Below are 24217 nucleotides of genomic sequence, written 5' to 3' on the forward strand. Positions count from 1 at the left end.
CCTGAGTGCAGCGAGCGCGTTGTTATCTTCTGGGAGAAACGGCAGTGGTTCTGGAGCTCGAGCCGCCGGTGACCCTTGCCACGCAAAAGCGTATCTGGCGGCTAACCCAGCGTCTGGTCGATCTGCCGGACGTGGTTGAAGCCATTCCGGGGATGAATAACATCACGGTGGTGCTGCGTAGTCCGCATACGCTGGCGCTGGATGCCATCGAGCGTTTACAGCGCTGGTGGGAAGAGAGCGAGGCGCTGGAGCCGGAATCGCGTGCCATTGAGATCCCGGTCGTTTATGGCGGTACGGGGGGACCGGATCTTGGTGTGGTCGCAGACCATTGCGGGCTCACCGAAAAGCAGGTGGTTGAGCTGCACAGTTCGGTGGATTACGTCGTCTGGTTCCTGGGATTCCAGCCCGGATTCCCGTATCTGGGGGGATTATCTCCCCGGCTGCATACGCCGCGCCGCGCTGAACCGCGCCTGAGCGTACCGGCGGGGACGGTCGCGATTGGTGGCGAGCAGACCGGCGTCTATCCGCTGGCTTCGCCCGGTGGTTGGCAGCTTATTGGGCATACCGCCACCCCGTTATTTGACCCCGCGCTGGCGTCGCCAATACTCCTGCGCCCGGGCGACACCCTTCGCTTTATCCCGCAGAAGGAGGGGGTATGTTAACGCTTATTCGCGCCGGGCTTTACACCTCCGTACAAGATGCCGGGCGCTTTGGCATGCGCCAGTCCGGCGTGAGCTATTGTGGCGCGCTGGACCGTCCTGCGCTGGAAATCGCTAACGTGCTGGTGGGCAACCCCGGCAGCACGGCGGCGCTCGAAATTACGCTCGGCCAGTGTGTCATTGAGTTTGGTCAGGAGACCTGGTTCGCGCTCACCGGCGCCGGCTGTGATGCCACGCTGGACGGCAAAGCGGTGTGGACCGGCTGGCGTCTGCGGGCGAAAGCCGGGCAGCGTCTGACCTTAAAGCGTCCTCTGCACGGCGTGCGTAGCTATCTCGCGGTGGCTGGCGGCATTGATGTGCCTGAGGTGCTGGGCTCATCCAGTACCGATCAGAAAGCCGGGATAGGCGGTCACGAAGGACGTCTGTTGCGCGACGGCGATCGCTTGGCGATTAAGCCCTCTTCGCGTCATTTCTCGACGGCTCAGGGGGTGAAACAACTTCTCTGGGGAAACCAGATCCGCGCCTTACCGGGGCCGGAATATCATGAGTTCGACGAGGCCTCAAAAGAGTCTTTCTGGCGCGCGCCGTGGAAGCTTAGTCCGCAGAGTAACCGAATGGGCTATCGTCTGCAGGGGCAGCCGCTGATCCGGACCACCGACCGGGAACTGCTCTCCCACGGTTTGTTGCCCGGCGTGATTCAGGTTCCAGGTAACGGGCAACCGATCGTCTTAATGAACGACGCGCAGACGACGGGGGGCTATCCGCGAATTGCCTGCATTATTGAAGCCGATCGCTACCATCTGGCGCAAATTCCCCTCGGTCAGCCGATTCACTTCGTGCAGTGTTCGCTGGAGGAAGCGCTAAAGGCGCGGCAGGATCAGCAGCGCTATCTCGAACAGTTGGCGTGGAGGCTCGATGGTAAAGATTGATTTGAATGCCGATCTGGGCGAGGGCGGCAGCGCCGACGCGGCGCTAATGACGCTGGTCTCTTCGGTCAATATTGCCTGCGGCTTCCACGCGGGCGATGCGCAAACCATGCTGGAGAGCGTGCATCATGCCATCAAAAATGGCGTGGCGATTGGCGCTCACCCGAGCTTCCCTGACCGGGAGAACTTTGGCCGCACCGCGATGGACCTGCCGCCTGAGACGGTCTACGCGCAGGTGCTCTACCAGACTGGCGCGCTGGAGGCGATGGTTCGCGCCGGGAAGGGCGTACTGCGTCACGTGAAGCCGCACGGTATGCTCTATAACCAGGCGGCAAAAGACCCGGTACTGGCGGCGGCGATTGCCCGTGCGGTGCGGGACTGTAATCCGCAGCTGATTCTGGTCGGCCTGGCGGGCAGTGAGCTTATTCGTGCCGGAGAACGGCTGGGGCTGACCACGCGGCAGGAGGTGTTTGCCGATCGGGGATACATGCCGGACGGCAGTCTGGTTCCGCGCACGCAAGCCGGTGCGCTGATTACCGATGAAGCGAAAGCGCTGGCGCAGACGCTGGAGATGGTGCGCTACGGGCGAGTGACCGCCGTGGATGGCACAACGGCGCACGTTCAGGCTGATACGGTATGTTTACACGGCGATGGCGAGCATGCGCTCCAGTTCGCGCGCCGCCTGCGGGCTGCGTTCGCTGAAGAGGGCATTCTTGTCAGCGCAGATTAATCATAAAAGGACAGAAAAATGCCAGAAGGCCCGGAGATCCGCCGCGCGGCGGATAGCCTCGAGGCGGCGATAAAGGGCAAACCGCTGACGGAGGTCTGGTTTGCTTTTCCTCAACTGAAACCGTTTGAATCACAGCTGGTGGGGCAGTCGGTAACGCATATTGAAACGCGCGGCAAAGCGTTGCTCACGCACTTTTCCCATAACCTGACGTTATATAGCCATAACCAGCTTTACGGCGTGTGGCGCGTGGTGGAGGCGGGTGAACAGCCGCAAACGACCCGCGTGCTGCGCGTCAGGCTGCAAACGGCGGATAAGGCGATCCTGCTCTATAGCGCTTCTGATATCGAAATGTTAACGCCTGAGCAGTTGCTCACGCACCCGTTCTTACAGCGGGTTGGGCCGGACGTGCTGGATATGCGCCTGACGGCGAGCGATGTGAAGGCCCGGCTGCTATCGCCCACATTCCGCAACCGGCAGTTTTCCGGCCTGTTCCTTGACCAGGCCTTTCTCGCCGGGCTTGGCAACTACCTGCGGGTGGAGATCCTCTGGGAAGTCGGGCTGGCACCGCAGCACAAAGCTTCTCAGCTGAGCGATGAACAGCTGGAGGTGCTGTCCCACGCGCTGCTGGACATCCCGCGGCTGTCGTACAACACGCGTGGCATCGTAGATGAAAACAAGCACCACGGGGCGCTGTTCCGGTTCAAGGTGTTTCATCGGGCGGGGAAGAAGTGCGAGCGGTGCGGCGGGATTATCGACAGGATTATGCTCTCTTCGAGACCCTTTTACTGGTGTCCACATTGTCAAAAATAAAAAAGCCGGGTGGCGGCTACGCCTTACCCGGCCTACGTTTCGCATTTGTAGGCCCGGTAAGCGTTAGCGCCACCGGGCTTAACTTTTAGCGCTTCAGGTCAGACTTAAAATCACGCTGCTCGTAGCCGGTATAAAGCTGACGAGGACGGGCGATCTTCATGCCTTCGCTGTGCATTTCGTTCCAGTGCGCAATCCAGCCTACGGTACGCGCCATGGCGAAGATCACGGTGAACATGGAAGACGGAATGCCCATCGCTTTCAGAATAATGCCAGAGTAGAAATCGACGTTCGGGTAGAGTTTCTTCTCGATGAAGTACGGGTCGTTCAGCGCGATGTGTTCCAGCTCCATCGCCACTTCCAGCAGGTCATCTTTGGTACCCAGCTCTTTCAGCACTTCGTGGCAGGTTTCACGCATCACGGTGGCGCGCGGGTCATAGTTTTTGTAAACACGGTGACCGAAGCCCATCAGGCGGAAGGAGTCATTCTTGTCTTTCGCGCGACGCACGAACTCAGGAATGTGCTCAACGGTGCTGATCTCTTCCAGCATCTTCAGCGCCGCTTCGTTGGCGCCGCCGTGCGCCGGTCCCCACAGGGAGGCGATGCCCGCAGCGATACAGGCGAACGGGTTCGCGCCTGAAGAGCCTGCGGTACGAACGGTTGAGGTCGAGGCGTTCTGTTCGTGGTCAGCATGCAGGATCAGAATACGGTCCATCGCGCGTTCCAGAACCGGGTTCACTTCGTACTCTTCGCACGGCGTGGAGAACATCATGCGCAGGAAGTTGCCCGCGTAGGAGAGGTCGTTACGCGGATACACAAACGGCTGGCCGATGGAGTATTTGTAACACATCGCCGCCATGGTCGGCATTTTGGACAGCAGACGGTAAGCGGCGATTTCACGGTGACGCGGGTTATTCACGTCAAGGGAATCGTGGTAGAACGCGGCCAGCGCACCGGTAATCCCGCACATCACCGCCATTGGGTGAGAGTCACGACGGAACGCATGGAACAGACGGGTAATCTGCTCATGGATCATGGTGTGACGGGTCACGGTGGTTTTAAATTCATCGAACTGGGCCTGCGTCGGTTTTTCGCCGTTCAGCAGGATGTAGCACACTTCCAGATAGTTGGATTCGGTGGCTAACTGATCGATAGGGAAGCCGCGATGGAGCAGGATACCTTCGTCACCGTCGATAAAGGTGATTTTGGATTCGCAAGATGCGGTAGAGGTAAATCCAGGGTCAAAGGTGAATACCCCTTTGGAACCCAGCGTACGGATATCAATAACATCCTGACCGAGCGTGCCTTTTAGCACATCCAGTTCAATAGCAGTGTCACCATTTAGGGTGAGCGTTGCCTTTGTATCAGCCATTTACGGTCTCCTTAGCGCCTTATGCTTAAGACTGCGCTTTACCGGATTTGCTTTCAGCTGTTAATCACCGTTACCAGATTGTTATTTGGCTTACCGCTCAGCTCACGAGGACAAACCAGGGTACAGAGCTATGGCGCCTTGCAGGTAAACGAATGAAATATCAGTGAAACAACAGCAAATCAGCGTTTTTGCAGTCCGAATTATTCAAACCTGTATATCACTAATAACTGTCCTGATAACTTCGGTCAATACCATCACACTGTTACATAACTATTTGTCAGGTGAAAGAGAGACCTCATAACTTTTGCGCATTATATGCCTTTTCTGATGACGTTTGTAACAATATTGTTTAACATTTGTCAAATCAGATGATTAAAAATTAAAAAGATGTTGTTATCGTGACCCTGATCACTGTTCCAGAGAAAACCCGACAAACTGTATGTAGGTTAATTGTAATGATTTTGTGAACGGCCTATACTGCCGCCAGGTCTCCGGAACACCCTGCAATCCCGAGCCACCCAGCGTTGTAATGTGTCGTTTAAGCATCTGGAAGCACTGTTTTGCATGACGCGCAGTTATAGAAAAGGAACGCTGTCTGACCCGCATCGCAGTCCGGAGGAAGGAAACAATAAGAACAGCATGTGGGCGTTATTCATGATAAGAAATGTGAAAAAACAAAGACCTGTCAATCTGGATCTCAAAACGATCCGGTTCCCCGTAACAGCAATAGCGTCCATTCTGCACCGTGTTTCTGGTGTGATTACGTTTGTGGCGGTCGGTATTCTGCTGTGGTTACTGGGCACCAGCCTCTCTTCCCCTGAAGGATTCCTCCAGGCCTCTGCCATCATGAACAGCTTCTTCGTGAAATTCATCATGTGGGGCATTCTGACCGCACTGGCGTACCACGTTGTGGTGGGTGTTCGCCATATGCTGATGGACTTTGGCTACCTGGAAGAGACCTTCGAAGCCGGGAAACGCTCCGCTAACATTTCATTTGTGATTACAGTCGTGCTTTCACTTCTCGCAGGAGTTCTCGTATGGTAAGCAACGCCTCCGCATTAGGACGCAACGGCGTACATGACTTCATTCTGGTCCGTGCTACCGCCATCGTTCTCACCCTCTACATCATCTATATGATCGGTTTCTTCGCGACCAGCGGCACGCTGACGTGGGAAATCTGGAGTGGGTTCTTTGGATCCGCCTTCACCAAAGTGTTCACCCTGCTGGCCCTTTTCTCCATCCTTATTCATGCCTGGATTGGCATGTGGCAGGTGTTGACCGATTACGTTAAACCGCTGGCGATTCGCCTTCCACTGCAGCTGGCCATTGTGGTTGCACTGGTGGTTTACGTTATTTATGGATTCGTTGTGGTGTGGGGTGTGTAATGAAACTGCCAGTCAGAGAATTTGATGCTGTTGTGATTGGTGCCGGTGGCGCAGGTATGCGTGCCGCACTGCAAATTTCCCAGAGTGGCCAGAGCTGTGCGCTGCTCTCTAAAGTCTTCCCAACCCGTTCCCATACTGTGTCTGCGCAGGGCGGTATTACCGTTGCGCTGGGTAACTCCCATGAAGATAACTGGGAATGGCACATGTATGACACGGTAAAAGGTTCCGATTACATCGGCGACCAGGATGCCATCGAATATATGTGTAAAACTGGCCCGGAAGCGATTCTGGAGCTGGACCACATGGGTCTGCCGTTCTCCCGTCTGGAAAATGGCACCATCTATCAGCGTCCGTTTGGCGGCCAGTCGAAAAACTTCGGCGGCGAGCAGGCGGCACGCACCGCGGCGGCGGCTGACCGTACCGGTCACGCGCTGCTGCACACCCTGTATCAGCAGAACCTGAAAAACCACACCACCATCTTCTCCGAATGGTATGCGCTGGATCTGGTGAAAAACGCCGATGGCGCCATCGTTGGTTGTACCGCGCTGTGCATCGAAACCGGTGAAGTGGTCTACTTCAAAGCCCGCGCAACCGTGCTGGCGACCGGCGGTGCAGGCCGTATTTACCAGTCCACTACCAACGCCCACATCAACACCGGTGACGGTGTCGGTATGGCTATCCGCGCGGGCGTGCCGGTGCAGGATATGGAGATGTGGCAGTTCCACCCAACCGGCATCGCCGGTGCAGGCGTGCTGGTAACAGAAGGCTGCCGTGGTGAAGGTGGCTACCTGCTGAATAAACACGGCGAGCGCTTCATGGAGCGTTATGCCCCGAATGCGAAAGACCTGGCGGGTCGTGACGTGGTGGCGCGTTCCATCATGATCGAAATCCGTGAAGGCCGCGGCTGTGACGGCCCTTGGGGTCCACACGCCAAGCTGAAGCTCGACCACCTGGGTAAAGAAGTGCTGGAGTCCCGTCTGCCGGGCATCCTGGAACTGTCCCGCACCTTCGCGCACGTCGATCCGGTGAAAGAGCCGATTCCGGTTATCCCAACCTGCCACTACATGATGGGCGGTATTCCGACCAAAGTGACCGGTCAGGCGCTGACCGTGAACGAGCAGGGCGAAGACGTGGTCATTCCTGGCCTGTTCGCGGTGGGCGAAATTGCCTGCGTATCCGTACACGGCGCAAACCGTCTGGGCGGCAACTCGCTGCTGGATCTGGTGGTGTTTGGTCGCGCAGTGGGTCTGCATCTGCAGGAATCCATTGCCGAGCAGGGCGCGCTGCGTGACGCGACCGACGACGAAATTGATGCCTCTCTTGATCGCCTCAACCGCTGGAACGGCAACCGTAACGGCGAAGATCCGGTGGAAATCCGTAAAGCGCTGCAGGAATGCATGCAGCACAACTTCTCGGTATTCCGCGAAGGCGACGCGATGGCCAAAGGTCTTGAGCAGCTGAAAGCGATCCGCGAGCGTCTGAAAAATGCCCGTCTGGACGACACCTCCAGCGAGTTCAACACCCAGCGCGTTGAGTGCCTGGAGCTGGATAACCTGATGGAAACCGCGTTCGCGACCGCGATGTCGGCAAACTTCCGTACCGAAAGCCGTGGCGCGCATAGCCGCTTCGACTTCCCGGAACGTGATGACGAAAACTGGCTGTGCCATTCCCTGTATCTGCCAGAGTCGGAAACCATGACGCGTCGTAGCGTCAACATGGAACCGAAACTGCGTCCGGCGTTCCCGCCGAAGATTCGTACTTACTAATGCGGAGACAGGATAATGAAACTCGAATTCTCAGTTTATCGTTATAACCCGGATGTTGATGACGCTCCGCGCATGCAGGACTACACCCTGGAAGCGGAAGAAGGTCGCGACATGATGCTGCTGGATGCCTTAATCCAGCTGAAAGAAAAAGATCCAACCCTCTCGTTCCGTCGCTCCTGCCGTGAAGGGGTGTGTGGTTCTGACGGTGTGAACATGAACGGCAAAAATGGCCTGGCCTGCATCACGCCAATTTCAGCGTTGCAGCGTCCAGGTCAGAAAATTGTTATCCGTCCTCTGCCAGGCCTGCCGGTCGTGCGTGATTTGGTGGTAGACATGGGGCAATTCTATGCACAATATGAGAAGATTAAGCCTTACTTATTGAATAATGGGCAAAATCCACCGGCTCGTGAGCACTTACAGTCTCCTGAGCAGCGTGAAAAACTCGATGGTCTGTACGAGTGTATTCTCTGCGCATGCTGTTCTACGTCCTGCCCGTCGTTCTGGTGGAACCCGGACAAGTTTATCGGCCCGGCCGGTCTGCTGGCTGCCTATCGCTTCCTGATCGATAGCCGCGACACCGAAACCGACAGCCGTCTGGAAGGACTGAGTGACGCTTTCAGCGTATTCCGCTGCCATAGCATCATGAACTGCGTCAGTGTGTGTCCGAAGGGGCTGAACCCGACGCGCGCCATCGGCCATATTAAGTCGATGCTGCTGCAGCGCAGTGCGTAAGTAACGTTGCCGGATGGCGCTGCGCTTATCCGGCCTACGAAACTGTAGGCCCGGTAAGCGTAGCGCCACCGGGCAAAATGCAGAAACCTTTAAAAACTGCCCTGTACTACCCTGAAGTCCAGACAGTTTCTAAAGGTTCCTTCGCGGGCCAAATGAAAAGAGCTCGCAGGTGAACCCCGGCACGTACACGTGGTGTGCGTGGTAGTTTCTACGGCGAAAGTAAGCATAAAAATGCTTAAGGGATCACGATGCAGAACGGCGCAATGAAAGCCTGGCTGGACTCTTCTTACCTCTCTGGTGCCAACCAGAGCTGGATAGAACAGCTCTATGAAGACTTCTTAACCGATCCTGACTCAGTGGACGCAAACTGGCGTTCCATGTTCCAGCAGTTGCCTGGTACAGGGGTCAAACCGGATCAATTCCATTCCAAAACACGTGATTATTTCCGTCGTCTGGCGAAGGATGCCTCACGTTACTCTTCTGCGATTTCCGACCCTGACACCAATGCGAAGCAGGTTAAAGTCCTGCAGCTTATCAACGCTTATCGCTTCCGTGGTCACCAGCATGCGAATCTCGATCCGCTGGGACTGTGGAAACAAGACCGTGTGGCCGATCTCGATCCGGCGTATCACGATCTGACCGAGGCCGATTTCCAGGAAAGCTTTAACGTAGGTTCCTTTGCCATCGGCAAAGACACGATGAAGCTGGGCGATCTGATTGATGCGCTCAAGCAAACCTACTGCGGCTCCATCGGCGCGGAATACATGCACATTACCTCTACCGAAGAGAAGCGCTGGATCCAGCAGCGCATCGAATCCGTAGCGGGCCACGCGACCTTCTCGGCTGACGAGAAAAAACGCTTCCTCAGCGAACTGACCGCAGCGGAAGGCCTTGAGCGCTATCTGGGCGCGAAGTTCCCGGGCGCAAAACGCTTCTCGCTGGAAGGCGGTGACGCCCTGGTGCCGATGCTGAAAGAGCTGATTCGTCACGCAGGCAAGAGCGGCACCCGTGAAGTGGTGCTGGGCATGGCACACCGTGGTCGTCTGAACGTACTGGTCAACGTGCTGGGTAAAAAACCGCAGGACCTGTTCGACGAATTCGCAGGCAAACATAAAGAACACCTCGGCACCGGCGACGTGAAGTACCACATGGGCTTCTCGTCAGATATCGAAACCGAAGGCGGTCTGGTTCACCTGGCGCTGGCGTTTAACCCGTCGCACCTCGAGATCGTCAGCCCGGTGGTTATCGGTTCCGTGCGCGCGCGTCTGGATCGTCTGGACGAGCCGAGCAGCAACAAAGTTCTGCCAATCACCATCCACGGTGATGCGGCGGTGACAGGGCAGGGCGTGGTGCAGGAAACCCTGAACATGTCCAAAGCGCGTGGTTACGAAGTAGGCGGTACCGTTCGCATCGTGATCAACAACCAGGTGGGCTTCACCACCTCTAACCCGCTGGACGCACGTTCTACCCCGTACTGCACCGACATCGGTAAGATGGTTCAGGCGCCGATCTTCCACGTTAACGCGGATGACCCGGAAGCCGTGGCTTTCGTGACCCGCCTGGCGCTGGACTTCCGTAATACCTTCAAACGCGATGTGTTCATTGACCTCTTCTGCTACCGCCGTCACGGCCACAACGAAGCGGATGAGCCAAGTGCAACACAGCCGCTGATGTACCAGAAAATCAAAAAACACCCGACCCCGCGCAAAATCTATGCTGACAAGCTGGAAAGCGACAAAGTGGCGACGCTGGAAGATGCGACCGAAATGGTCAACCTCTACCGCGACGCGCTGGACGCGGGTGAATGCGTAGTGAAAGAGCTGCGCCCGATGAACATGCACTCCTTTACCTGGTCGCCGTACCTCAACCACGAGTGGGATGAGAGCTACCCGAACAAGGTGGAGATGAAGCGCCTGCAGGAGCTGGCTAAACGCATCAGCACCGTGCCGGACGCTATCGAGATGCAGTCTCGCGTGGCGAAAATTTATGCTGACCGTCAGGCCATGGCGGCAGGCGAGAAGCTGTTCGACTGGGGCGGCGCGGAAACGCTGGCTTACGCGACGCTGGTTGACGAAGGCATTCCTGTTCGTCTGTCCGGTGAAGATGCGGGCCGTGGCACCTTCTTCCACCGTCACGCGGTGGTTCACAACCAGTCTAACGGTTCAACCTACACCCCGCTGCAGCACGTGCACAACGGTCAGGGCCAGTTCAAGGTCTGGGACTCCGTGCTGTCTGAAGAAGCGGTACTGGCTTTCGAATACGGTTACGCCACGGCAGAACCGCGCACCCTGACCATCTGGGAAGCGCAATTCGGCGACTTCGCCAACGGTGCGCAGGTGGTGATCGACCAGTTCATCTCCTCCGGCGAACAGAAATGGGGCCGTATGTGTGGCCTGGTGATGCTGCTGCCGCACGGCTATGAAGGCCAGGGTCCGGAGCACTCCTCCGCGCGTCTGGAACGTTATCTGCAGCTCTGCGCCGAGCAGAACATGCAGGTTTGCGTACCGTCCACCCCGGCTCAGGTTTACCACATGCTGCGTCGTCAGGCGCTGCGCGGTATGCGTCGTCCGCTGGTGGTCATGTCGCCGAAATCCCTGCTGCGTCACCCGCTGGCGGTGTCCAGCCTGGAAGAGCTGGCGAACGGTACCTTCCTGCCGGCCATCGGTGAAATTGACGAGCTGGATCCACAGGCCGTGAAGCGTGTGGTGATGTGTTCTGGTAAGGTTTATTACGACCTGCTGGAACAGCGCCGTAAGAACGATCAGAAAGATGTCGCCATCGTGCGTATCGAACAGCTTTATCCGTTCCCGCACCAGGCGGTGCAGGAAGCGCTGAAACCGTACGCTCACGTTCATGATTTTGTCTGGTGCCAGGAAGAGCCGCTCAACCAGGGCGCATGGTACTGCAGCCAGCATCATTTCCGTGAAGTGATTCCATTTGGGTCAGCCCTGCGCTATGCAGGTCGCCCGGCCTCCGCCTCTCCGGCGGTAGGGTATATGTCCGTTCACCAGAAGCAGCAACAAGATCTGGTCAATGACGCGCTGAACGTCGATTAATTAAAGGATACATAATGAGTAGCGTAGATATTCTTGTTCCCGACCTGCCTGAATCTGTAGCAGATGCGACCGTCGCTACCTGGCACAAAAAACCAGGCGATGCCGTTAAGCGCGATGAAGTGCTGGTAGAAATCGAAACTGACAAAGTGGTACTGGAAGTACCGGCTTCGGCGGATGGCGTTCTGGACGCGGTGCTGGAAGACGAAGGCACCACCGTCACCTCTCGTCAGATCCTGGGTCGCCTGCGTGAAGGCAACAGCGCGGGCAAAGAGTCCAGCGCGAAGTCTGAAGAGAAAGCCTCTACGCCGGCTCAGCGCCAGCAGGCGTCTCTGGAAGAGCAGTCTAACGACGCCCTCAGCCCGGCGATCCGTCGCCTGCTGGCGGAACACAGCCTTGACCCGGCAGCCATTAAAGGCACCGGTGTGGGCGGTCGTCTGACCCGTGAAGACATCGACAAGCATCTGGCGAAAGCGCCTGCTCAGGCCGAAGCGAAAGCCCCTGCGGCAGCACCGGCAGCACAGCCTGCTCTGGGCGCTCGCAGCGAAAAACGCGTGCCTATGACCCGCCTGCGTAAGCGCGTGGCCGAGCGTCTGCTGGAAGCGAAAAACTCTACCGCGATGCTGACTACCTTCAACGAAGTGAACATGAAGCCAATCATGGACCTGCGTAAGCAGTACGGTGACGCGTTTGAAAAACGTCACGGTATCCGTCTGGGCTTTATGTCCTTCTACGTGAAGGCGGTGGTTGAAGCGCTGAAACGCTACCCGGAAGTGAACGCGTCCATTGATGGCGATGACGTGGTTTACCACAACTACTTCGACGTCAGCATGGCGGTTTCGACCCCACGTGGCCTGGTGACCCCGGTTCTGCGTGATGTGGATACCCTGGGTATGGCCGACATCGAGAAAAACATTAAAGAGCTGGCGGTGAAAGGCCGCGACGGCAAGCTGACCGTAGACGACCTGACCGGCGGTAACTTCACCATTACCAACGGCGGCGTCTTCGGATCGCTGATGTCTACCCCGATCATTAACCCGCCGCAGAGCGCGATCCTGGGTATGCATGCCATCAAAGATCGTCCTATGGCGGTAGACGGTAAAGTTGAGATCCTGCCGATGATGTACCTGGCGCTCTCTTACGACCACCGCCTGATCGACGGCCGCGAGTCCGTGGGCTTCCTGGTAGCCATTAAAGAGCTGCTCGAAGATCCAACGCGTCTGCTGCTGGACGTCTAGTCACGATTTAGCATCACCTGCCCCGTAGACCGGCACACGCTGCGCCGGTCTACAGGTTTGAAGATAACGATTACCCTGAAGGATGGATAGAACACATGAACTTACATGAATATCAGGCCAAACAGCTGTTTGCCCGGTATGGCTTACCGGCTCCGGTGGGTTATGCCTGTACTACCCCGCGTGAAGCAGAAGAAGCCGCATCTAAAATCGGTTCCGGCCCGTGGGTAGTTAAGTGTCAGGTTCACGCTGGTGGCCGTGGTAAAGCGGGCGGTGTGAAGGTTGTTAAGAGCAAAGAAGAGATTCGTGCGTTTGCTGAACATTGGCTCGGCAAGCGTCTGGTAACGTACCAGACAGATGCGAACGGCCAGCCGGTTAACCAGATCCTGGTTGAAGCGGCAACCGACATCGCGAAAGAGCTGTACCTGGGCGCGGTGGTTGACCGTAGCTCCCGTCGCGTGGTGTTCATGGCTTCTACCGAAGGCGGCGTGGAAATCGAAAAAGTGGCGGAAGAGACCCCGCACTTGATCCACAAAGTGGCTATCGATCCGCTGGCTGGCCCAATGCCTTACCAGGGTCGCGAGCTGGCGTTCAAACTGGGTCTGGAAGGCAAGCTGGTTCAGCAGTTCACCAAGATTTTCATGGGCCTGGCGACCATTTTCCTGGAGCGCGATCTGGCGCTGATCGAGATCAACCCGCTGGTGATCACGACCCAGGGCGATCTGATCTGCCTCGACGGCAAGCTGGGCGCTGACGGCAACGCGCTGTTCCGCCAGCCGGATCTGCGCGAAATGCGCGACCAGTCTCAGGAAGACCCGCGTGAAGCACAGGCTGCTCAGTGGGAGCTGAACTACGTGGCGCTGGACGGTAACATCGGCTGCATGGTTAACGGTGCGGGCCTGGCGATGGGCACCATGGACATCGTTAAGCTGCACGGCGGCGAGCCAGCGAACTTCCTCGACGTGGGCGGTGGCGCAACCAAAGAGCGCGTAACCGAAGCGTTCAAAATCATTCTCTCCGACGACAACGTGAAGGCCGTTCTGGTTAACATCTTCGGCGGCATCGTCCGTTGCGACCTGATCGCCGACGGTATCATCGGTGCGGTAGAAGAAGTGGGTGTTAACGTTCCGGTGGTTGTGCGTCTGGAAGGTAACAACGCTGAACTCGGCGCGAAAAAACTGGCTGACAGCGGCCTGAATATTATTGCAGCGAAAAGTCTGACGGATGCAGCTCAGCAGGTTGTTGCCGCAGTGGAGGGGAAATAATGTCAGTTTTAATTAATAAAGATACCAAGGTTATCTGCCAGGGCTTCACCGGTAGCCAGGGGACTTTCCACTCCGAACAGGCGATTGCCTACGGCACGCAGATGGTTGGCGGCGTAACGCCAGGTAAAGGCGGCACCACGCATCTGGGCCTGCCGGTGTTCAACACCGTGCGTGAAGCCGTAGAAGCGACGGGCGCAACCGCAACCGTGATCTACGTTCCGGCGCCGTTCTGCAAAGACTCTATTCTGGAAGCGATCGACGCAGGCATCAAACTGATCATCACCATCACCGAAGGTATCCCGACGCTGGATATGCTGACCGTGAAGGTGAAGCTGGATGAAGCTGGCGTACGTATGATCGGCCCGAACTGCCCAGGCGTTATCACCCCGGGCGAATGCAAAATCGGCATCATGCCGGGCCACATTCACAAGCCGGGTAAAGTGGGCATCGTGTCCCGTTCCGGTACCCTGACCTATGAAGCGGTTAAGCAGACCACCGACTACGGTTTCGGCCAGTCCACCTGCGTGGGCATCGGCGGTGACCCGATCCCGGGTTCTAACTTCATCGACATCCTGAAGCTGTTCCAGGAAGATCCACAGACCGAAGCGATCGTGATGATCGGTGAGATCGGTGGTAGCGCGGAAGAAGAAGCGGCTGCTTACATCAAAGAACACGTGACCAAGCCAGTTGTGGGCTACATCGCGGGTGTGACCGCGCCGAAAGGCAAGCGTATGGGTCACGCAGGCGCGATCATCGCCGGTGGTAAAGGTACGGCTGATGAGAAATTCGCAGCGCTGGAAGCCGCAGGCGTGAAGACCGTTCGCAGCCTGGCGGATATCGGCGAAGCACTGAAATCCATCATTAAGTAAGTCCTCTCTGCTCCCCGAAAGGGGGGCGTTGCAGTATAAAAATGTCCGTTTCGACATGGTTGGCCGCTGTAAAGCGGCCTTTTTTATTGCCTGCGTCTGGCGACTAGCGTGAACTTGTAATCATCGGTATTGAACACGTTGCGGCTGTATTCAAATACCCGCCCGTCCTTCAGAAACCCGCGGGAGACTTTTTCCAGGATCGGCTTTGCCGGATCGAGCGACAGCGCGGCGATCGCCTCCTCTGACGGCATGATCGGCACCAGCTCCTGTTCGCTGCGATCGATAACCAGCTTTTTGATCTGCTCAACGTAGTGGTATTTCGAATTCTCCATCACTTCCCAGGTGAGGTCGGGGAACAGGGCCAGCGGCATCCACGTTTCTTCCAGATTTACCGGTTTTTGTTTGATAAAGCGGACGCGTTTGACGTGCCAGATTTTATCGTCATGAGAGAGATTCAGCTTTTCGGCAAGTTTTGCATCGGCTTTCAGCACTTCGAAAATGCTCACCTCACTATGGGTATCCACGTTCCGGTCCGCCAGTTTTTCGTAAAACCCGGTGAGCTGGTAAATATCGTAATTGACGCGCTCTTCTTTTACGTAGGTGCCGCTGCCCTGAATGCTCTCGACGATCTGCTCTTCCGTAAGCAGCTTCAGCGCCTGTCTCACCGTGACGCGACTCACGTTGAATGCCTCCTGAAGGCTGGATTCCGTCGGTAACGCATCGCCAGGCTTTAACTCTCCCGCACTGATTTTTTCGCGAAGCGCATCGGCTATTTGCCGGTACATCGGTTTGTTACCCATCGAATCTGCCTTTCTAATACCTTTTCATGGAATTATGCCTCCCGCTTAAAATTTGTAAATAATACAACTTAAATACAAATTTGCGTTGTTAGTGAAAATAATCACATAAATGTATTGTGTGGCCTGTCACAATTGCCGCCAGACAATAACAACGTATGTGTGAGGATCTTATGAACCTGACGACTCTGACCCACACCAGTGCTGTCTGCGTGCAGGCGCACTATGCCAGCCGTGATGAGGCCATTCGCCAGCTTACAATGCGGCTGGTGGCGCTGGGCAAAATTACCGATGGCGATGCATTTCTGGCGGAGGTCTACCGTCGCGAATCGCAGGGGCCAACCGCCCTGGGTGAAGGGCTGGCTGTCCCGCATGGTAAATCGAACGCGGTGAACGAAGCGGCTTTTGCGGTTGCTACGCTGCGCGAACCGCTGGAGTTGGAGGGGGTGGACGGCCCTGAACGCGTAGAGCTGATCGTCCTGCTTGCCATCCCGCCAGCTGAAGCGGGATCCACGCATATCCAGGTGCTGACGGCGCTGACGTCTCGCCTTGCCGATGATGCCCTCCGGGAACGCGTTATGGCTGCCGGGACGGCAGAGGATCTGCTTGATGCGCTGAACGGTGTCTCGAAGGAAGACGAGGCTGATACGCCGGTGAATGCACCAACCGTCGTCTGTGTCACCGCCTGTCCGGCGGGGATCGCGCATACCTATATGGCCGCAGAGTACCTGGAGAAAGCGGGACGTAAGCTCGGCGTCAACGTGGTGGTTGAAAAGCAGGGGGCGAACGGTATTGAAGGGCGCATTACTGCCCAGCAGTTGCTGGAGGCGAAAGCGTGTATTTTTGCCGCTGAAGTGGCGATCAAAGAGAGCGAGCGCTTTCAGGGGATCCCCGCCATTTCCGTGCCCGTTGCGGAACCCCTGCGTCATGCTGAAGCGTTGATTGAGCGCGCGCTGGCGCTAAAGCCTTCTACCGATGCGCGCCATGCGCAGGTCGATACCGAAACGAAAAAGCGCGTTAAAACTGAACTCAAGCAGGCGCTTCTCAGCGGCATCTCTTTTGCGGTGCCGCTGATCGTCGCTGGCGGTACGGTGCTGGCCGTATCGGTACTGCTGGCGCAGATCCTTGGCCTGCAGCACCTGTTTGACCAGGAAAACTCGTGGCTGTGGATGTACCGCAAGCTTGGCGGCGGCATGCTCGGCATTTTGATGGTGCCTGTCCTGTCGGCCTACACCGCCTACTCGCTGGCGGATAAACCCGCGCTGACGCCGGGCTTTGCGGCCGGTCTGGCTGCCAACATGATCGGCTCCGGTTTTCTCGGCGCTATCGTCGGTGGGCTGATCGCGGGCTATCTGATGCGCTGGGTGAAAAACCACATCCGGCTCAGTAGCCGCTACAACGGCTTTCTGACTTTTTATCTCTATCCGGTGATTGGCGTGCTGGGCGCGGGCAGCCTGATGCTGTTTGTGATTGGCGAACCGGTGGCCTGGCTCAATAACACGCTCACCGTCTGGCTTGACGGTCTCTCCGGCGCGAATGCGCTGCTTCTGGGGGCAATCCTCGGGTTTATGTGCTCATTCGATTTGGGTGGCCCGGTCAACAAAGCCTCTTACGCGTTTTGCCTGGGGGCGATGGCGAACGGGGTATACGGTCCCTATGCCATCTTTGCCTCCGTCAAAATGGTCTCAGCCTTCACCGTCACGGCGTCAACGATGCTGGCACCGAAGCTGTTTAAGTCGTTTGAAATTGAAACCGGTAAATCGACCTGGCTGCTCGGCCTCGCGGGCATTACCGAAGGGGCGATTCCGATGGCGATTGAAGACCCGCTTCGCGTCATTGGCTCATTTGTACTCGGATCCATGGTGACAGGCGCGGCTGTCGGTGCGATGGGGATCGGGTTGTCTACGCCGGGGGCCGGGATTTTCTCTCTCTTTTTACTTCACGATGCCGGGTTGGGCGGTGTGGTTGCGGCGGCGGGCTGGTTTGGCGCGGCGCTGGTGGGGACCGCTATCTCCACCCTGGTTCTGCTGCTCTGGCGACGCCAGGCGGTAAAAAAGGGCAACTACGTCACTGAAGACGCCTTATCGTAAAAACGCACAAACAGGAAACGAAGATGAAAGCTGTATCTCGCGTTCATATCACGCCGCATATGCACTGGGACCGTGAGTGGTACTTCACCACCGAAGAGTCGCGTATTCTTCTGGTCAATAATATGGAAGAAATCCTGACCCGGCTGGAGCAGGATGATGATTACAAATACTATGTTCTCGATGGACAGACGGCTGTTCTGGAGGATTATTTTGCCGTTGTGCCCGAAAACCGCTCTCGCGTGAAGGCGCTTGTCGAGCGTGGAAAGCTGATTATCGGCCCCTGGTATACCCAGACCGATACCACGATCGTGAGCGGCGAGTCGATTGTCCGCAACCTGATGTACGGCATCCGGGATTGTATGGCCTTCGGCGAGCCGATGAAGATCGGCTATCTGCCGGATTCGTTTGGCATGTCCGGCCAGCTTCCGCATATCTATAACGGGTTTGGCATTACCCGCACGATGTTCTGGCGCGGTTGTTCTGAACGCCACGGGACCGATAAAACCGAATTTCTCTGGCAGAGCCAGGACGGCAGTGAAGTGACGGCACAGGTGCTGCCGCTGGGCTACGCGATTGGTAAGTACTTACCGGAGGACGAAGCGGGGCTGCGAAAACGGCTCGACAGCTATTTCGAGGTTCTGGAAAAGGCGTCCGTCACCAAAGCGATTTTGCTGCCCAACGGACACGACCAGATGCCGCTGCAGCAGAACATTTTCGCGGTGATGGAGAAGCTGCGTGAAATCTATCCGCAGCGTCAATTTGTGATGAGCCGGTTTGAGGAGGTCTTTGATCGCATCGACGCGCACCGCGATGACCTGGCGACGTTAAAAGGTGAGTTTATCGACGGGAAATACATGCGCGTGCACCGGACCATCGGCTCCACGCGCATGGATATCAAAATCGCCCATGCGCGTATTGAGAACAAAATTGTCAATATCCTTGAGCCGCTGGCGACGCTTGCCTGGACGCTGGGCTTCGACTACCACCACGGCTTGCTGGAGAAAATGTGGAAAGAGATCCTCAAAAACCACGCTCACGACAGCATCGGCTGCTGCTGCAGCGACAAGGTGCATCGCGAGATTGTCTCCCGCTTCGAGCTGGCTGAGGACATGGCAGACAACCTGGCGCGTTTCTATATGCGCAAGATTGTCGACAACATGCCGCAAAGCGATGCCGATAAGCTGGTGATGTTCAACCTGATGCCCTGGCCGCGTGAGGAGGTGATGAACACCACGATTCGACTGCGCGCCAGCCAGTTCCGTCTGCGGGATGACAAAGGCAACGAGATCCCGTATTTCATCCGCAGCGCGCGAGAGCTCGACCCGGGCCTCATTGATCGACAGATTGTTCACTACGGCAATTACGAACCGTTTATGGAGTTTGATATTCAGCTCAGCCAGATATTGCCGTCGATGGGCTACCGTACGCTGTTTATCGAACCAAACGTGGCCGGGAAGGTGCTCTCTGCGGGGGAAAATACCGCCTCCTTACTTGAAAACGCCTTCTGGCAGATTGACGTAAATGACGACGGTTCGCTGCGCCTGCGCGACAAAGAAACCGGGCTTATTTATGACCGCGTGCTGGAAATCGAAGAGAGCTCGGATGATGGCGATGAGTACGACTACTCGCCTTCGCGGGAAGAGTGGAGACTCACTTCCGCGCAGGGCGAGCATGAATTTGAGGTTACGCATGAAGGCTGGCAGAGCAGGGCAGTTATCCGCCATCGAATCGCCGTTCCGGCAAACCTGGCGGAACGCGCGGCGCGCCAGCGAAACGGCTACCTCGACGCTGAATTTGAAATTACGCTAAGCCGCAACAGCAGACGCATTGACGTGGCGGTGCGCCTGGATAATCAGGCCGACGACCACCGCGTTCGCGTGCTCATCCCAACGCCGTTTGCGACCCGGGAGGTGTTAGCGGATACGCAGTTTGGCACGATCTCTCGTCCGGTGCAGGACGCGGCGATGCAAAACTGGCAGGAGGAGGGGTGGAAAGAAGCGCCGGTTCCCGTCTGGAATTTACTCAACTACGCCGTCCTGCAGGAAAAACGAAACGGGCTTGCGCTATTTACCGAGGGGCTGCGTGAATTTGAAGTCGTGGGTGATGAACAAAAGGCATTTGCTCTGACCTTGCTGCGCGGCGTGGGGGTACTCGGCAAAGAAGATCTGCTCCTGCGCCCCGGAAGACCATCCGGTATCAAAATGCCGGTCCCGGACGCTCAGGTGCGTGGTCCGCTAAGCTGTCGCTTTAGCCTCTTCAGCTTCAGCGGCACGCCGGAAAACGCGGGTGTCGCGCAGCAGGCTCAATCGTGGTTAACGCCGGTGCAGTGTTATAACAAGATCCCCTGGGATGCAATGAAGCTGAATCGCGCGTCGTTGACCACGCCGGAAAGTTACAGCCTGTTAGCGCTTTCGCCAACGGGATGCGTACTCAGTGCGATCAAAAAAGCGGAAGATCGTGATGAGCTCATTCTTCGTCTGTTCAACCCTTCACAGTCCAGTGCATGTGACGCGACGCTATCCGTCAATCCAGCGGTGAAGCGGTGCTGCGAAACGGACATGAATGAACGGCTGATGGACCACGGTGAAGACGAAGGGATTGTCGGGGCGTTCAGACCGGGACAGTCGCGAACCTTTAGCCTTCTTCTTGCCTGAGAATCGCTGATATCATTAAAAGGCTGCACTGTTTGCGGCCTTTTTCATTAAATAGTCACTCCGCGGTGTTAAGTTATGGGGTGACAAAAGTAAAATAAATGTAATTACGAAGGGGTGCATAAATGCCGTGGAAAAATAACCCGGCCCGACTATGCTTTATTGTTTGCCGCGCATCGAAATGAGGCTTTTGTTTCGCGTTAATTAAAATCACTTCTGTTTATATTTTTTTTCGTCTTCGATAACCAATCACATCTTTACATGCACATATCATTAACATGGTTTTTACCATTCTCACCATGATTAAACATAGTTAACATCAAGGTTTGTTTTTGATTTAAATCAAAGTTTAATCCTTGGAAAAAGGTGCTGAAAAGCGCTAAATTGTTCCCGATCAAAATGGCCGAAAAGTGGTAATTTTGCTATAAATTGATCACCGTCGAAAAACGTAAATGTGATTCAATAAAAACCTGTTTATTGTAAGGGTTTTGCAGCGTATTATATTTGCGGTATCAATTTGAGTTTTTTATTAACGTATTTGTAACCTCACGTCATCGTTTTTATCCTCCTTCAGGGTAATAACGACGACAAGGATGCGAATAATTTGTATTGGGGCATGCGTGTGGATCTCTTTCTGACGGGGTTCACTCTCGGAGTCTTCATGCGATGAGCAAGGAGTCATGATGTTAGATATAGTCGAACTGTCGCGCTTACAGTTTGCCTTGACCGCGATGTACCACTTCCTGTTTGTGCCACTGACGCTCGGTATGGCGTTCCTGCTGGCCATCATGGAAACGGTATACGTTCTCTCCGGCAAACAGATTTATAAAGATATGACCAAGTTCTGGGGCAAGTTGTTTGGTATCAACTTCGCACTGGGCGTGGCAACCGGTCTGACCATGGAGTTCCAGTTCGGGACTAACTGGTCTTACTATTCCCACTATGTAGGGGATATCTTCGGTGCGCCGCTGGCCATTGAAGGTCTGATGGCATTCTTCCTTGAATCCACCTTTGTAGGTCTGTTCTTCTTCGGTTGGGACCGTCTGGGTAAAGTCCAGCATATGGCGGTGACCTGGCTGGTGGCATTAGGTTCGAACCTGTCCGCACTGTGGATCCTGGTCGCGAACGGCTGGATGCAGAACCCTATCGCGTCTGATTTCAACTTCGAAACCATGCGTATGGAGATGGTCAGCTTTGCCGAGCTGGTCCTGAACCCGGTTGCTCAGGTTAAATTCGTTCACACCGTCGCCTCTGGCTATGTGTGCGGCGCGATGTTTGTACTGGGTATCAGTTCTTACTACATGCTGCGCGGTCGTGACTTCGCGTTCGCCAAGCGCTCCTTTGCTATCGCTGCAAGCTTCGGTATGGCTGCGATTCTCTCCGTTATTGTTCTGGGTGATGAATCCGGTTACGAAATGGGCGACGTGCAGAAAACCAAACTGGCCGCTATCGAAGCCGAATGGGAAACCCAGCCGGCACCTGCTGCCTTTACGCTGTTCGGTATTCCCGATCAGGACGCGCAGGAAAACCGCTTCGCTATTCAAATCCCTTACGCGCTGGGTATCATCGCCACCCGTTCTGTTGATAAGCAGGTGACGGGTCTGAAAGAGCTGATGGTGCAACACGAAGAGCGTATCCGTAACGGTATGAAAGCCTACTCGCTGCTGGAACAGCTGCGTGCCGGTTCTACCGACCAGGCCGTTCGCGATCAGTTTAACGACGTGAAGAAAGATCTGGGTTACGGTCTGCTGCTGAAGCGTTATACCCCGAACGTTTCTGATGCGACGGAAGCGCAGATCCAGATGGCAACCAAAGACTCAATTCCACGCGTTGCGCCACTGTACTTCGCATTCCGTATCATGGTGGGCTGCGGCATCATCATGCTGCTGATCATTGCGGCGTCCTTCTGGTCCGTGATTCGCAACCGCATCGGCGAGAAAAAATGGCTGCTGCGCACCGCGCTGTACGGTATTCCACTGCCGTGGATCGCGATTGAGTCCGGCTGGTTTGTGGCGGAATATGGCCGTCAGCCATGGGCGATCGGTGAGGTGCTGCCAACGGCGGTAGCGAACTCGTCCCTGACCGCAGGCGACCTGATCTTCTCCATGCTGCTGATTTGTGGTCTGTACACCCTGTTCCTGGTGGCTGAACTGTTCCTGATGTTCAAGTTCGCGCGCCTTGGCCCAAGCAGCCTGAAAACCGGTCGCTATCACTACGAGCAGTCCACTGCGACTACTCAGCCGGCACGCTAAGACAGGAGTCATCAAATGATCGATTATGAAGTATTGCGTTTTATCTGGTGGCTGCTGGTTGGCGTTCTGCTGATCGGTTTCGCCGTCACGGATGGTTTCGACATGGGGGTGGGGATGCTCACCCGTTTCCTCGGTCGTAATGACACCGAGCGTCGAATCATGATCAACTCCATCGCCCCGCACTGGGACGGTAACCAGGTGTGGCTGATCACCGCAGGCGGCGCGCTGTTCGCTGCCTGGCCGATGGTCTACGCGGCTGCGTTCTCCGGTTTCTATGTGGCGATGATTCTGGTGCTGGCCTCTTTATTCTTCCGTCCGGTCGGTTTCGACTACCGTTCGAAGATTGAAGATACCCGCTGGCGCAACATGTGGGACTGGGGCATCTTCATCGGTAGCTTCGTTCCACCGCTGGTGATCGGCGTGGCGTTCGGTAACCTGCTGCAGGGCGTACCGTTCCACCTGGACGAGTACATGCGTCTTTACTACACCGGTAACTTCTTCCAGCTGCTGAATCCGTTTGGTCTGCTGGCCGGTGTCGTCAGCGTGGCGATGATCATCACTCAGGGCGCAACCTACCTGCAGATGCGTACCGTGGGCGAGCTGCATCTGCGCTCCCGCGCGACGGCTCAGGTTGCTGCGCTGGTTACGCTGGTCTGCTTCGCGCTGGCCGGTGTGTGGGTGGTGTACGGCATTGATGGCTACGTTGTGACGTCTGCCATTAACCACACCGCACCGTCTAACCCGCTGACCAAAGAAGTGGCGCGTCAGGCGGGAGCATGGCTAGTGAACTTCAACAATACCCCTGTGCTGTGGGCGATCCCGGCGCTGGGCGTGCTGCTGCCGCTGCTGACCATGTTGACGTCTCGTCTGGAAAAAGGCGCGCTGGCGTTCGTGTTCTCTTCACTGACTCTGGCATGCATCATCCTGACGGCGGGTATTGCGATGTTCCCATTCGTCATGCCATCCAGCACCATGCTGAATGCTAGCCTGACCATGTGGGATGCAACGTCCAGCCATATGACGCTGAACCTGATGACGTATGTTGCTTGCGTGTTCGTTCCGATTGTTCTGGCCTACACCATCTGGTGTTACTGGAAAATGTTCGGTCGCATCACGAAAGAACATATCGAAAGCAATACCCACTCTATGTATTAAGTAAGGAGCTGAATATGTGGTATTTCGCATGGATTTTAGGGACGCTTCTTGCCTGTGCATTTGGTGTCATCACTGCCCTGGCGCTTGAGCACGTAGAAGCGACCAAAGCGGGTGAAGAAAAACACTGATGAATATTATCGCGAAACTTTACGCGGTAATGGATAAGCGCCCGTTACGGGCGCTTTCTTTAGTGATGGCATTACTGCTGGCAGGCTGTATCTTCTGGGACCCTTCGCGCTTTGCAGCGAAAACCAGCGAGCTTGAAATCTGGCACGGCTTCCTCATCATGTGGGCGGTGTGCGCAGGTGTGATCCACGGCGTGGGCTTTCGTCCGAAAGCCGTTCACTGGCAGGGAATTTTTTGCCCGCCGATCGCCGATCTGGTGCTACTCGCCGGTTTGATTTTCTTCTTCTTCTGAATAAGAAATGTCCGTTAACGTTATGGGCTTACCCGAGCCCATAAAAATTTACTCT

At 56.1% G+C, this 24217-nt stretch carries 20 protein-coding genes; 18 read left to right on the top strand and 2 right to left on the bottom strand.

Features of this window, described 5'->3' with window-relative positions; translation table 11 throughout:
- Positions 1-5: 5 nt before the first annotated feature.
- From pxpB to nei, 4 genes are read left to right on the top strand one after another with little or no spacing between them, the layout of a single operon-like run.
- Positions 6-662 (top strand): 5-oxoprolinase subunit PxpB, encoded by a 657-nt coding sequence (pxpB, locus tag ACEPLT_RS06085; RefSeq protein ID WP_021241020.1) that lies wholly within the window; start codon positions 6-8, stop codon positions 660-662.
- A complete protein-coding gene (pxpC, locus tag ACEPLT_RS06090) occupies positions 656-1588 on the top strand; it encodes a 5-oxoprolinase subunit PxpC (RefSeq protein WP_021241019.1) in 933 nt (310 codons plus the stop codon). The genes pxpB and pxpC overlap by 7 nt, the downstream gene beginning before the upstream one ends.
- Entirely contained in the window at positions 1575-2315 is a 741-nt protein-coding gene (pxpA, locus tag ACEPLT_RS06095; protein WP_232928112.1) for a 5-oxoprolinase subunit PxpA, read from the top strand. The genes pxpC and pxpA overlap by 14 nt, the downstream gene beginning before the upstream one ends.
- An 18-nt stretch (positions 2316-2333) precedes the next feature.
- Entirely contained in the window at positions 2334-3125 is a 792-nt protein-coding gene (gene nei / locus ACEPLT_RS06100; RefSeq protein WP_045371902.1) for an endonuclease VIII, read from the top strand.
- An 85-nt stretch (positions 3126-3210) separates the two neighbouring features.
- Here the strand turns inward: nei and ACEPLT_RS06105 are convergent, their stop codons facing one another.
- Positions 3211-4494, bottom strand: coding sequence for a citrate synthase (locus ACEPLT_RS06105; RefSeq protein WP_008501086.1), 1284 nt, complete (start codon positions 4492-4494; stop codon positions 3211-3213).
- 639 nt (positions 4495-5133) lie between these two features.
- On the opposite strand from ACEPLT_RS06105, the gene sdhC reads away from it, so the two are divergent.
- The 8 genes from sdhC (at position 5134) to sucD (ending at position 14799) form a co-directional block, all read left to right on the top strand.
- Positions 5134-5538 carry a succinate dehydrogenase cytochrome b556 subunit gene (gene sdhC, locus ACEPLT_RS06110; RefSeq protein WP_020684965.1) on the top strand — a complete coding sequence of 135 codons (405 nt, stop codon included), beginning with the start codon at positions 5134-5136 and terminating at the stop codon, positions 5536-5538.
- A complete protein-coding gene (gene sdhD / locus ACEPLT_RS06115; protein ID WP_008501088.1) occupies positions 5532-5879 on the top strand; it encodes a succinate dehydrogenase membrane anchor subunit in 348 nt (115 codons plus the stop codon). Before sdhC ends, sdhD begins: the two co-directional genes overlap by 7 nt.
- Complete coding sequence (gene sdhA / locus ACEPLT_RS06120; RefSeq protein ID WP_232928121.1) at positions 5879-7645, top strand: succinate dehydrogenase flavoprotein subunit; 1767 nt, start codon at positions 5879-5881, stop codon at positions 7643-7645. The genes sdhD and sdhA overlap by 1 nt, the downstream gene beginning before the upstream one ends.
- A 15-nt stretch (positions 7646-7660) precedes the next feature.
- The gene (gene sdhB, locus ACEPLT_RS06125) at positions 7661-8377 is read left to right on the top strand and encodes a succinate dehydrogenase iron-sulfur subunit SdhB (protein WP_008501090.1); all 717 of its coding nucleotides are present in this window, start codon (positions 7661-7663) and stop codon (positions 8375-8377) included.
- A 248-nt stretch (positions 8378-8625) separates the two neighbouring features.
- Positions 8626-11433, top strand: coding sequence for a 2-oxoglutarate dehydrogenase E1 component (gene sucA, locus ACEPLT_RS06130; RefSeq protein WP_008501092.1), 2808 nt, complete (start codon positions 8626-8628; stop codon positions 11431-11433).
- Between the two features lie 14 nt (positions 11434-11447).
- The gene (gene odhB / locus ACEPLT_RS06135) at positions 11448-12668 is read left to right on the top strand and encodes a 2-oxoglutarate dehydrogenase complex dihydrolipoyllysine-residue succinyltransferase (protein WP_008501093.1); all 1221 of its coding nucleotides are present in this window, start codon (positions 11448-11450) and stop codon (positions 12666-12668) included.
- A gap of 95 nt (positions 12669-12763) precedes the next feature.
- Complete coding sequence (sucC, locus tag ACEPLT_RS06140; protein WP_006809579.1) at positions 12764-13930, top strand: ADP-forming succinate--CoA ligase subunit beta; 1167 nt, start codon at positions 12764-12766, stop codon at positions 13928-13930.
- Positions 13930-14799: a succinate--CoA ligase subunit alpha gene (gene sucD / locus ACEPLT_RS06145; RefSeq protein ID WP_008501094.1), complete on the top strand. Its 870-nt coding sequence runs from the start codon at positions 13930-13932 to the stop codon at positions 14797-14799. The genes sucC and sucD overlap by 1 nt, the downstream gene beginning before the upstream one ends.
- An 83-nt stretch (positions 14800-14882) precedes the next feature.
- On the opposite strand, the gene ACEPLT_RS06150 is transcribed toward sucD, so the two are convergent.
- Entirely contained in the window at positions 14883-15599 is a 717-nt protein-coding gene (locus ACEPLT_RS06150; protein ID WP_232928124.1) for a GntR family transcriptional regulator, read from the bottom strand.
- A 170-nt stretch (positions 15600-15769) separates the two neighbouring features.
- Here ACEPLT_RS06150 and mngA point away from each other — a divergent pair, with 170 nt between their 5' ends.
- From mngA to ybgE, 6 genes are all read left to right on the top strand, one after another.
- Positions 15770-17686, top strand: a complete 1917-nt coding sequence (gene mngA, locus ACEPLT_RS06155) for a PTS 2-O-a-mannosyl-D-glycerate transporter subunit IIABC (protein ID WP_447088337.1) — start codon at positions 15770-15772, stop codon at positions 17684-17686.
- A gap of 23 nt (positions 17687-17709) precedes the next feature.
- Positions 17710-20340: a mannosylglycerate hydrolase gene (gene mngB / locus ACEPLT_RS06160; protein ID WP_232928129.1), complete on the top strand. Its 2631-nt coding sequence runs from the start codon at positions 17710-17712 to the stop codon at positions 20338-20340.
- A gap of 680 nt (positions 20341-21020) precedes the next feature.
- A complete protein-coding gene (cydA, locus tag ACEPLT_RS06165) occupies positions 21021-22589 on the top strand; it encodes a cytochrome ubiquinol oxidase subunit I (RefSeq protein ID WP_008501098.1) in 1569 nt (522 codons plus the stop codon).
- A gap of 15 nt (positions 22590-22604) precedes the next feature.
- A complete protein-coding gene (cydB, locus tag ACEPLT_RS06170) occupies positions 22605-23744 on the top strand; it encodes a cytochrome d ubiquinol oxidase subunit II (RefSeq protein ID WP_023293006.1) in 1140 nt (379 codons plus the stop codon).
- A 14-nt stretch (positions 23745-23758) separates the two neighbouring features.
- On the top strand, positions 23759-23872 hold the full coding sequence (gene cydX, locus ACEPLT_RS06175) for a cytochrome bd-I oxidase subunit CydX (RefSeq protein ID WP_003858598.1): 114 nt from the start codon (positions 23759-23761) through the stop codon (positions 23870-23872).
- The gene (gene ybgE, locus ACEPLT_RS06180) at positions 23872-24162 is read left to right on the top strand and encodes a cyd operon protein YbgE (RefSeq protein WP_023618885.1); all 291 of its coding nucleotides are present in this window, start codon (positions 23872-23874) and stop codon (positions 24160-24162) included. Before cydX ends, ybgE begins: the two co-directional genes overlap by 1 nt.
- Positions 24163-24217 lie beyond the last annotated feature (55 nt).

Source organism: Enterobacter sp. fkY84-1, from assembly GCF_052974705.1.

What these genes read in the sequence shown, in the direction of transcription:
- sdhC (WP_020684965.1), top strand. Translation starts at nt 5,134, where the DNA reads ATGTGGGCGTTATTCATGATAAGAAATGTGAAAAAACAAAGACCTGTC.
- pxpC (WP_021241019.1), top strand. Translation starts at nt 656, where the DNA reads ATGTTAACGCTTATTCGCGCCGGGCTTTACACCTCCGTACAAGATGCC.
- pxpA (WP_232928112.1), top strand. Translation starts at nt 1,575, where the DNA reads ATGGTAAAGATTGATTTGAATGCCGATCTGGGCGAGGGCGGCAGCGCC.
- cydX (WP_003858598.1), top strand. Translation starts at nt 23,759, where the DNA reads ATGTGGTATTTCGCATGGATTTTAGGGACGCTTCTTGCCTGTGCATTT.
- cydA (WP_008501098.1), top strand. Translation starts at nt 21,021, where the DNA reads ATGTTAGATATAGTCGAACTGTCGCGCTTACAGTTTGCCTTGACCGCG.
- cydB (WP_023293006.1), top strand. Translation starts at nt 22,605, where the DNA reads ATGATCGATTATGAAGTATTGCGTTTTATCTGGTGGCTGCTGGTTGGC.
- sdhA (WP_232928121.1), top strand. Translation starts at nt 5,879, where the DNA reads ATGAAACTGCCAGTCAGAGAATTTGATGCTGTTGTGATTGGTGCCGGT.
- odhB (WP_008501093.1), top strand. Translation starts at nt 11,448, where the DNA reads ATGAGTAGCGTAGATATTCTTGTTCCCGACCTGCCTGAATCTGTAGCA.
- ybgE (WP_023618885.1), top strand. Translation starts at nt 23,872, where the DNA reads ATGAATATTATCGCGAAACTTTACGCGGTAATGGATAAGCGCCCGTTA.
- sucD (WP_008501094.1), top strand. Translation starts at nt 13,930, where the DNA reads ATGTCAGTTTTAATTAATAAAGATACCAAGGTTATCTGCCAGGGCTTC.
- sucC (WP_006809579.1), top strand. Translation starts at nt 12,764, where the DNA reads ATGAACTTACATGAATATCAGGCCAAACAGCTGTTTGCCCGGTATGGC.
- sdhD (WP_008501088.1), top strand. Translation starts at nt 5,532, where the DNA reads ATGGTAAGCAACGCCTCCGCATTAGGACGCAACGGCGTACATGACTTC.
- mngB (WP_232928129.1), top strand. Translation starts at nt 17,710, where the DNA reads ATGAAAGCTGTATCTCGCGTTCATATCACGCCGCATATGCACTGGGAC.
- mngA (WP_447088337.1), top strand. Translation starts at nt 15,770, where the DNA reads ATGAACCTGACGACTCTGACCCACACCAGTGCTGTCTGCGTGCAGGCG.
- ACEPLT_RS06105 (WP_008501086.1), bottom strand. Translation starts at nt 4,494, where the DNA reads ATGGCTGATACAAAGGCAACGCTCACCCTAAATGGTGACACTGCTATT.
- sucA (WP_008501092.1), top strand. Translation starts at nt 8,626, where the DNA reads ATGCAGAACGGCGCAATGAAAGCCTGGCTGGACTCTTCTTACCTCTCT.
- nei (WP_045371902.1), top strand. Translation starts at nt 2,334, where the DNA reads ATGCCAGAAGGCCCGGAGATCCGCCGCGCGGCGGATAGCCTCGAGGCG.
- ACEPLT_RS06150 (WP_232928124.1), bottom strand. Translation starts at nt 15,599, where the DNA reads ATGGGTAACAAACCGATGTACCGGCAAATAGCCGATGCGCTTCGCGAA.
- sdhB (WP_008501090.1), top strand. Translation starts at nt 7,661, where the DNA reads ATGAAACTCGAATTCTCAGTTTATCGTTATAACCCGGATGTTGATGAC.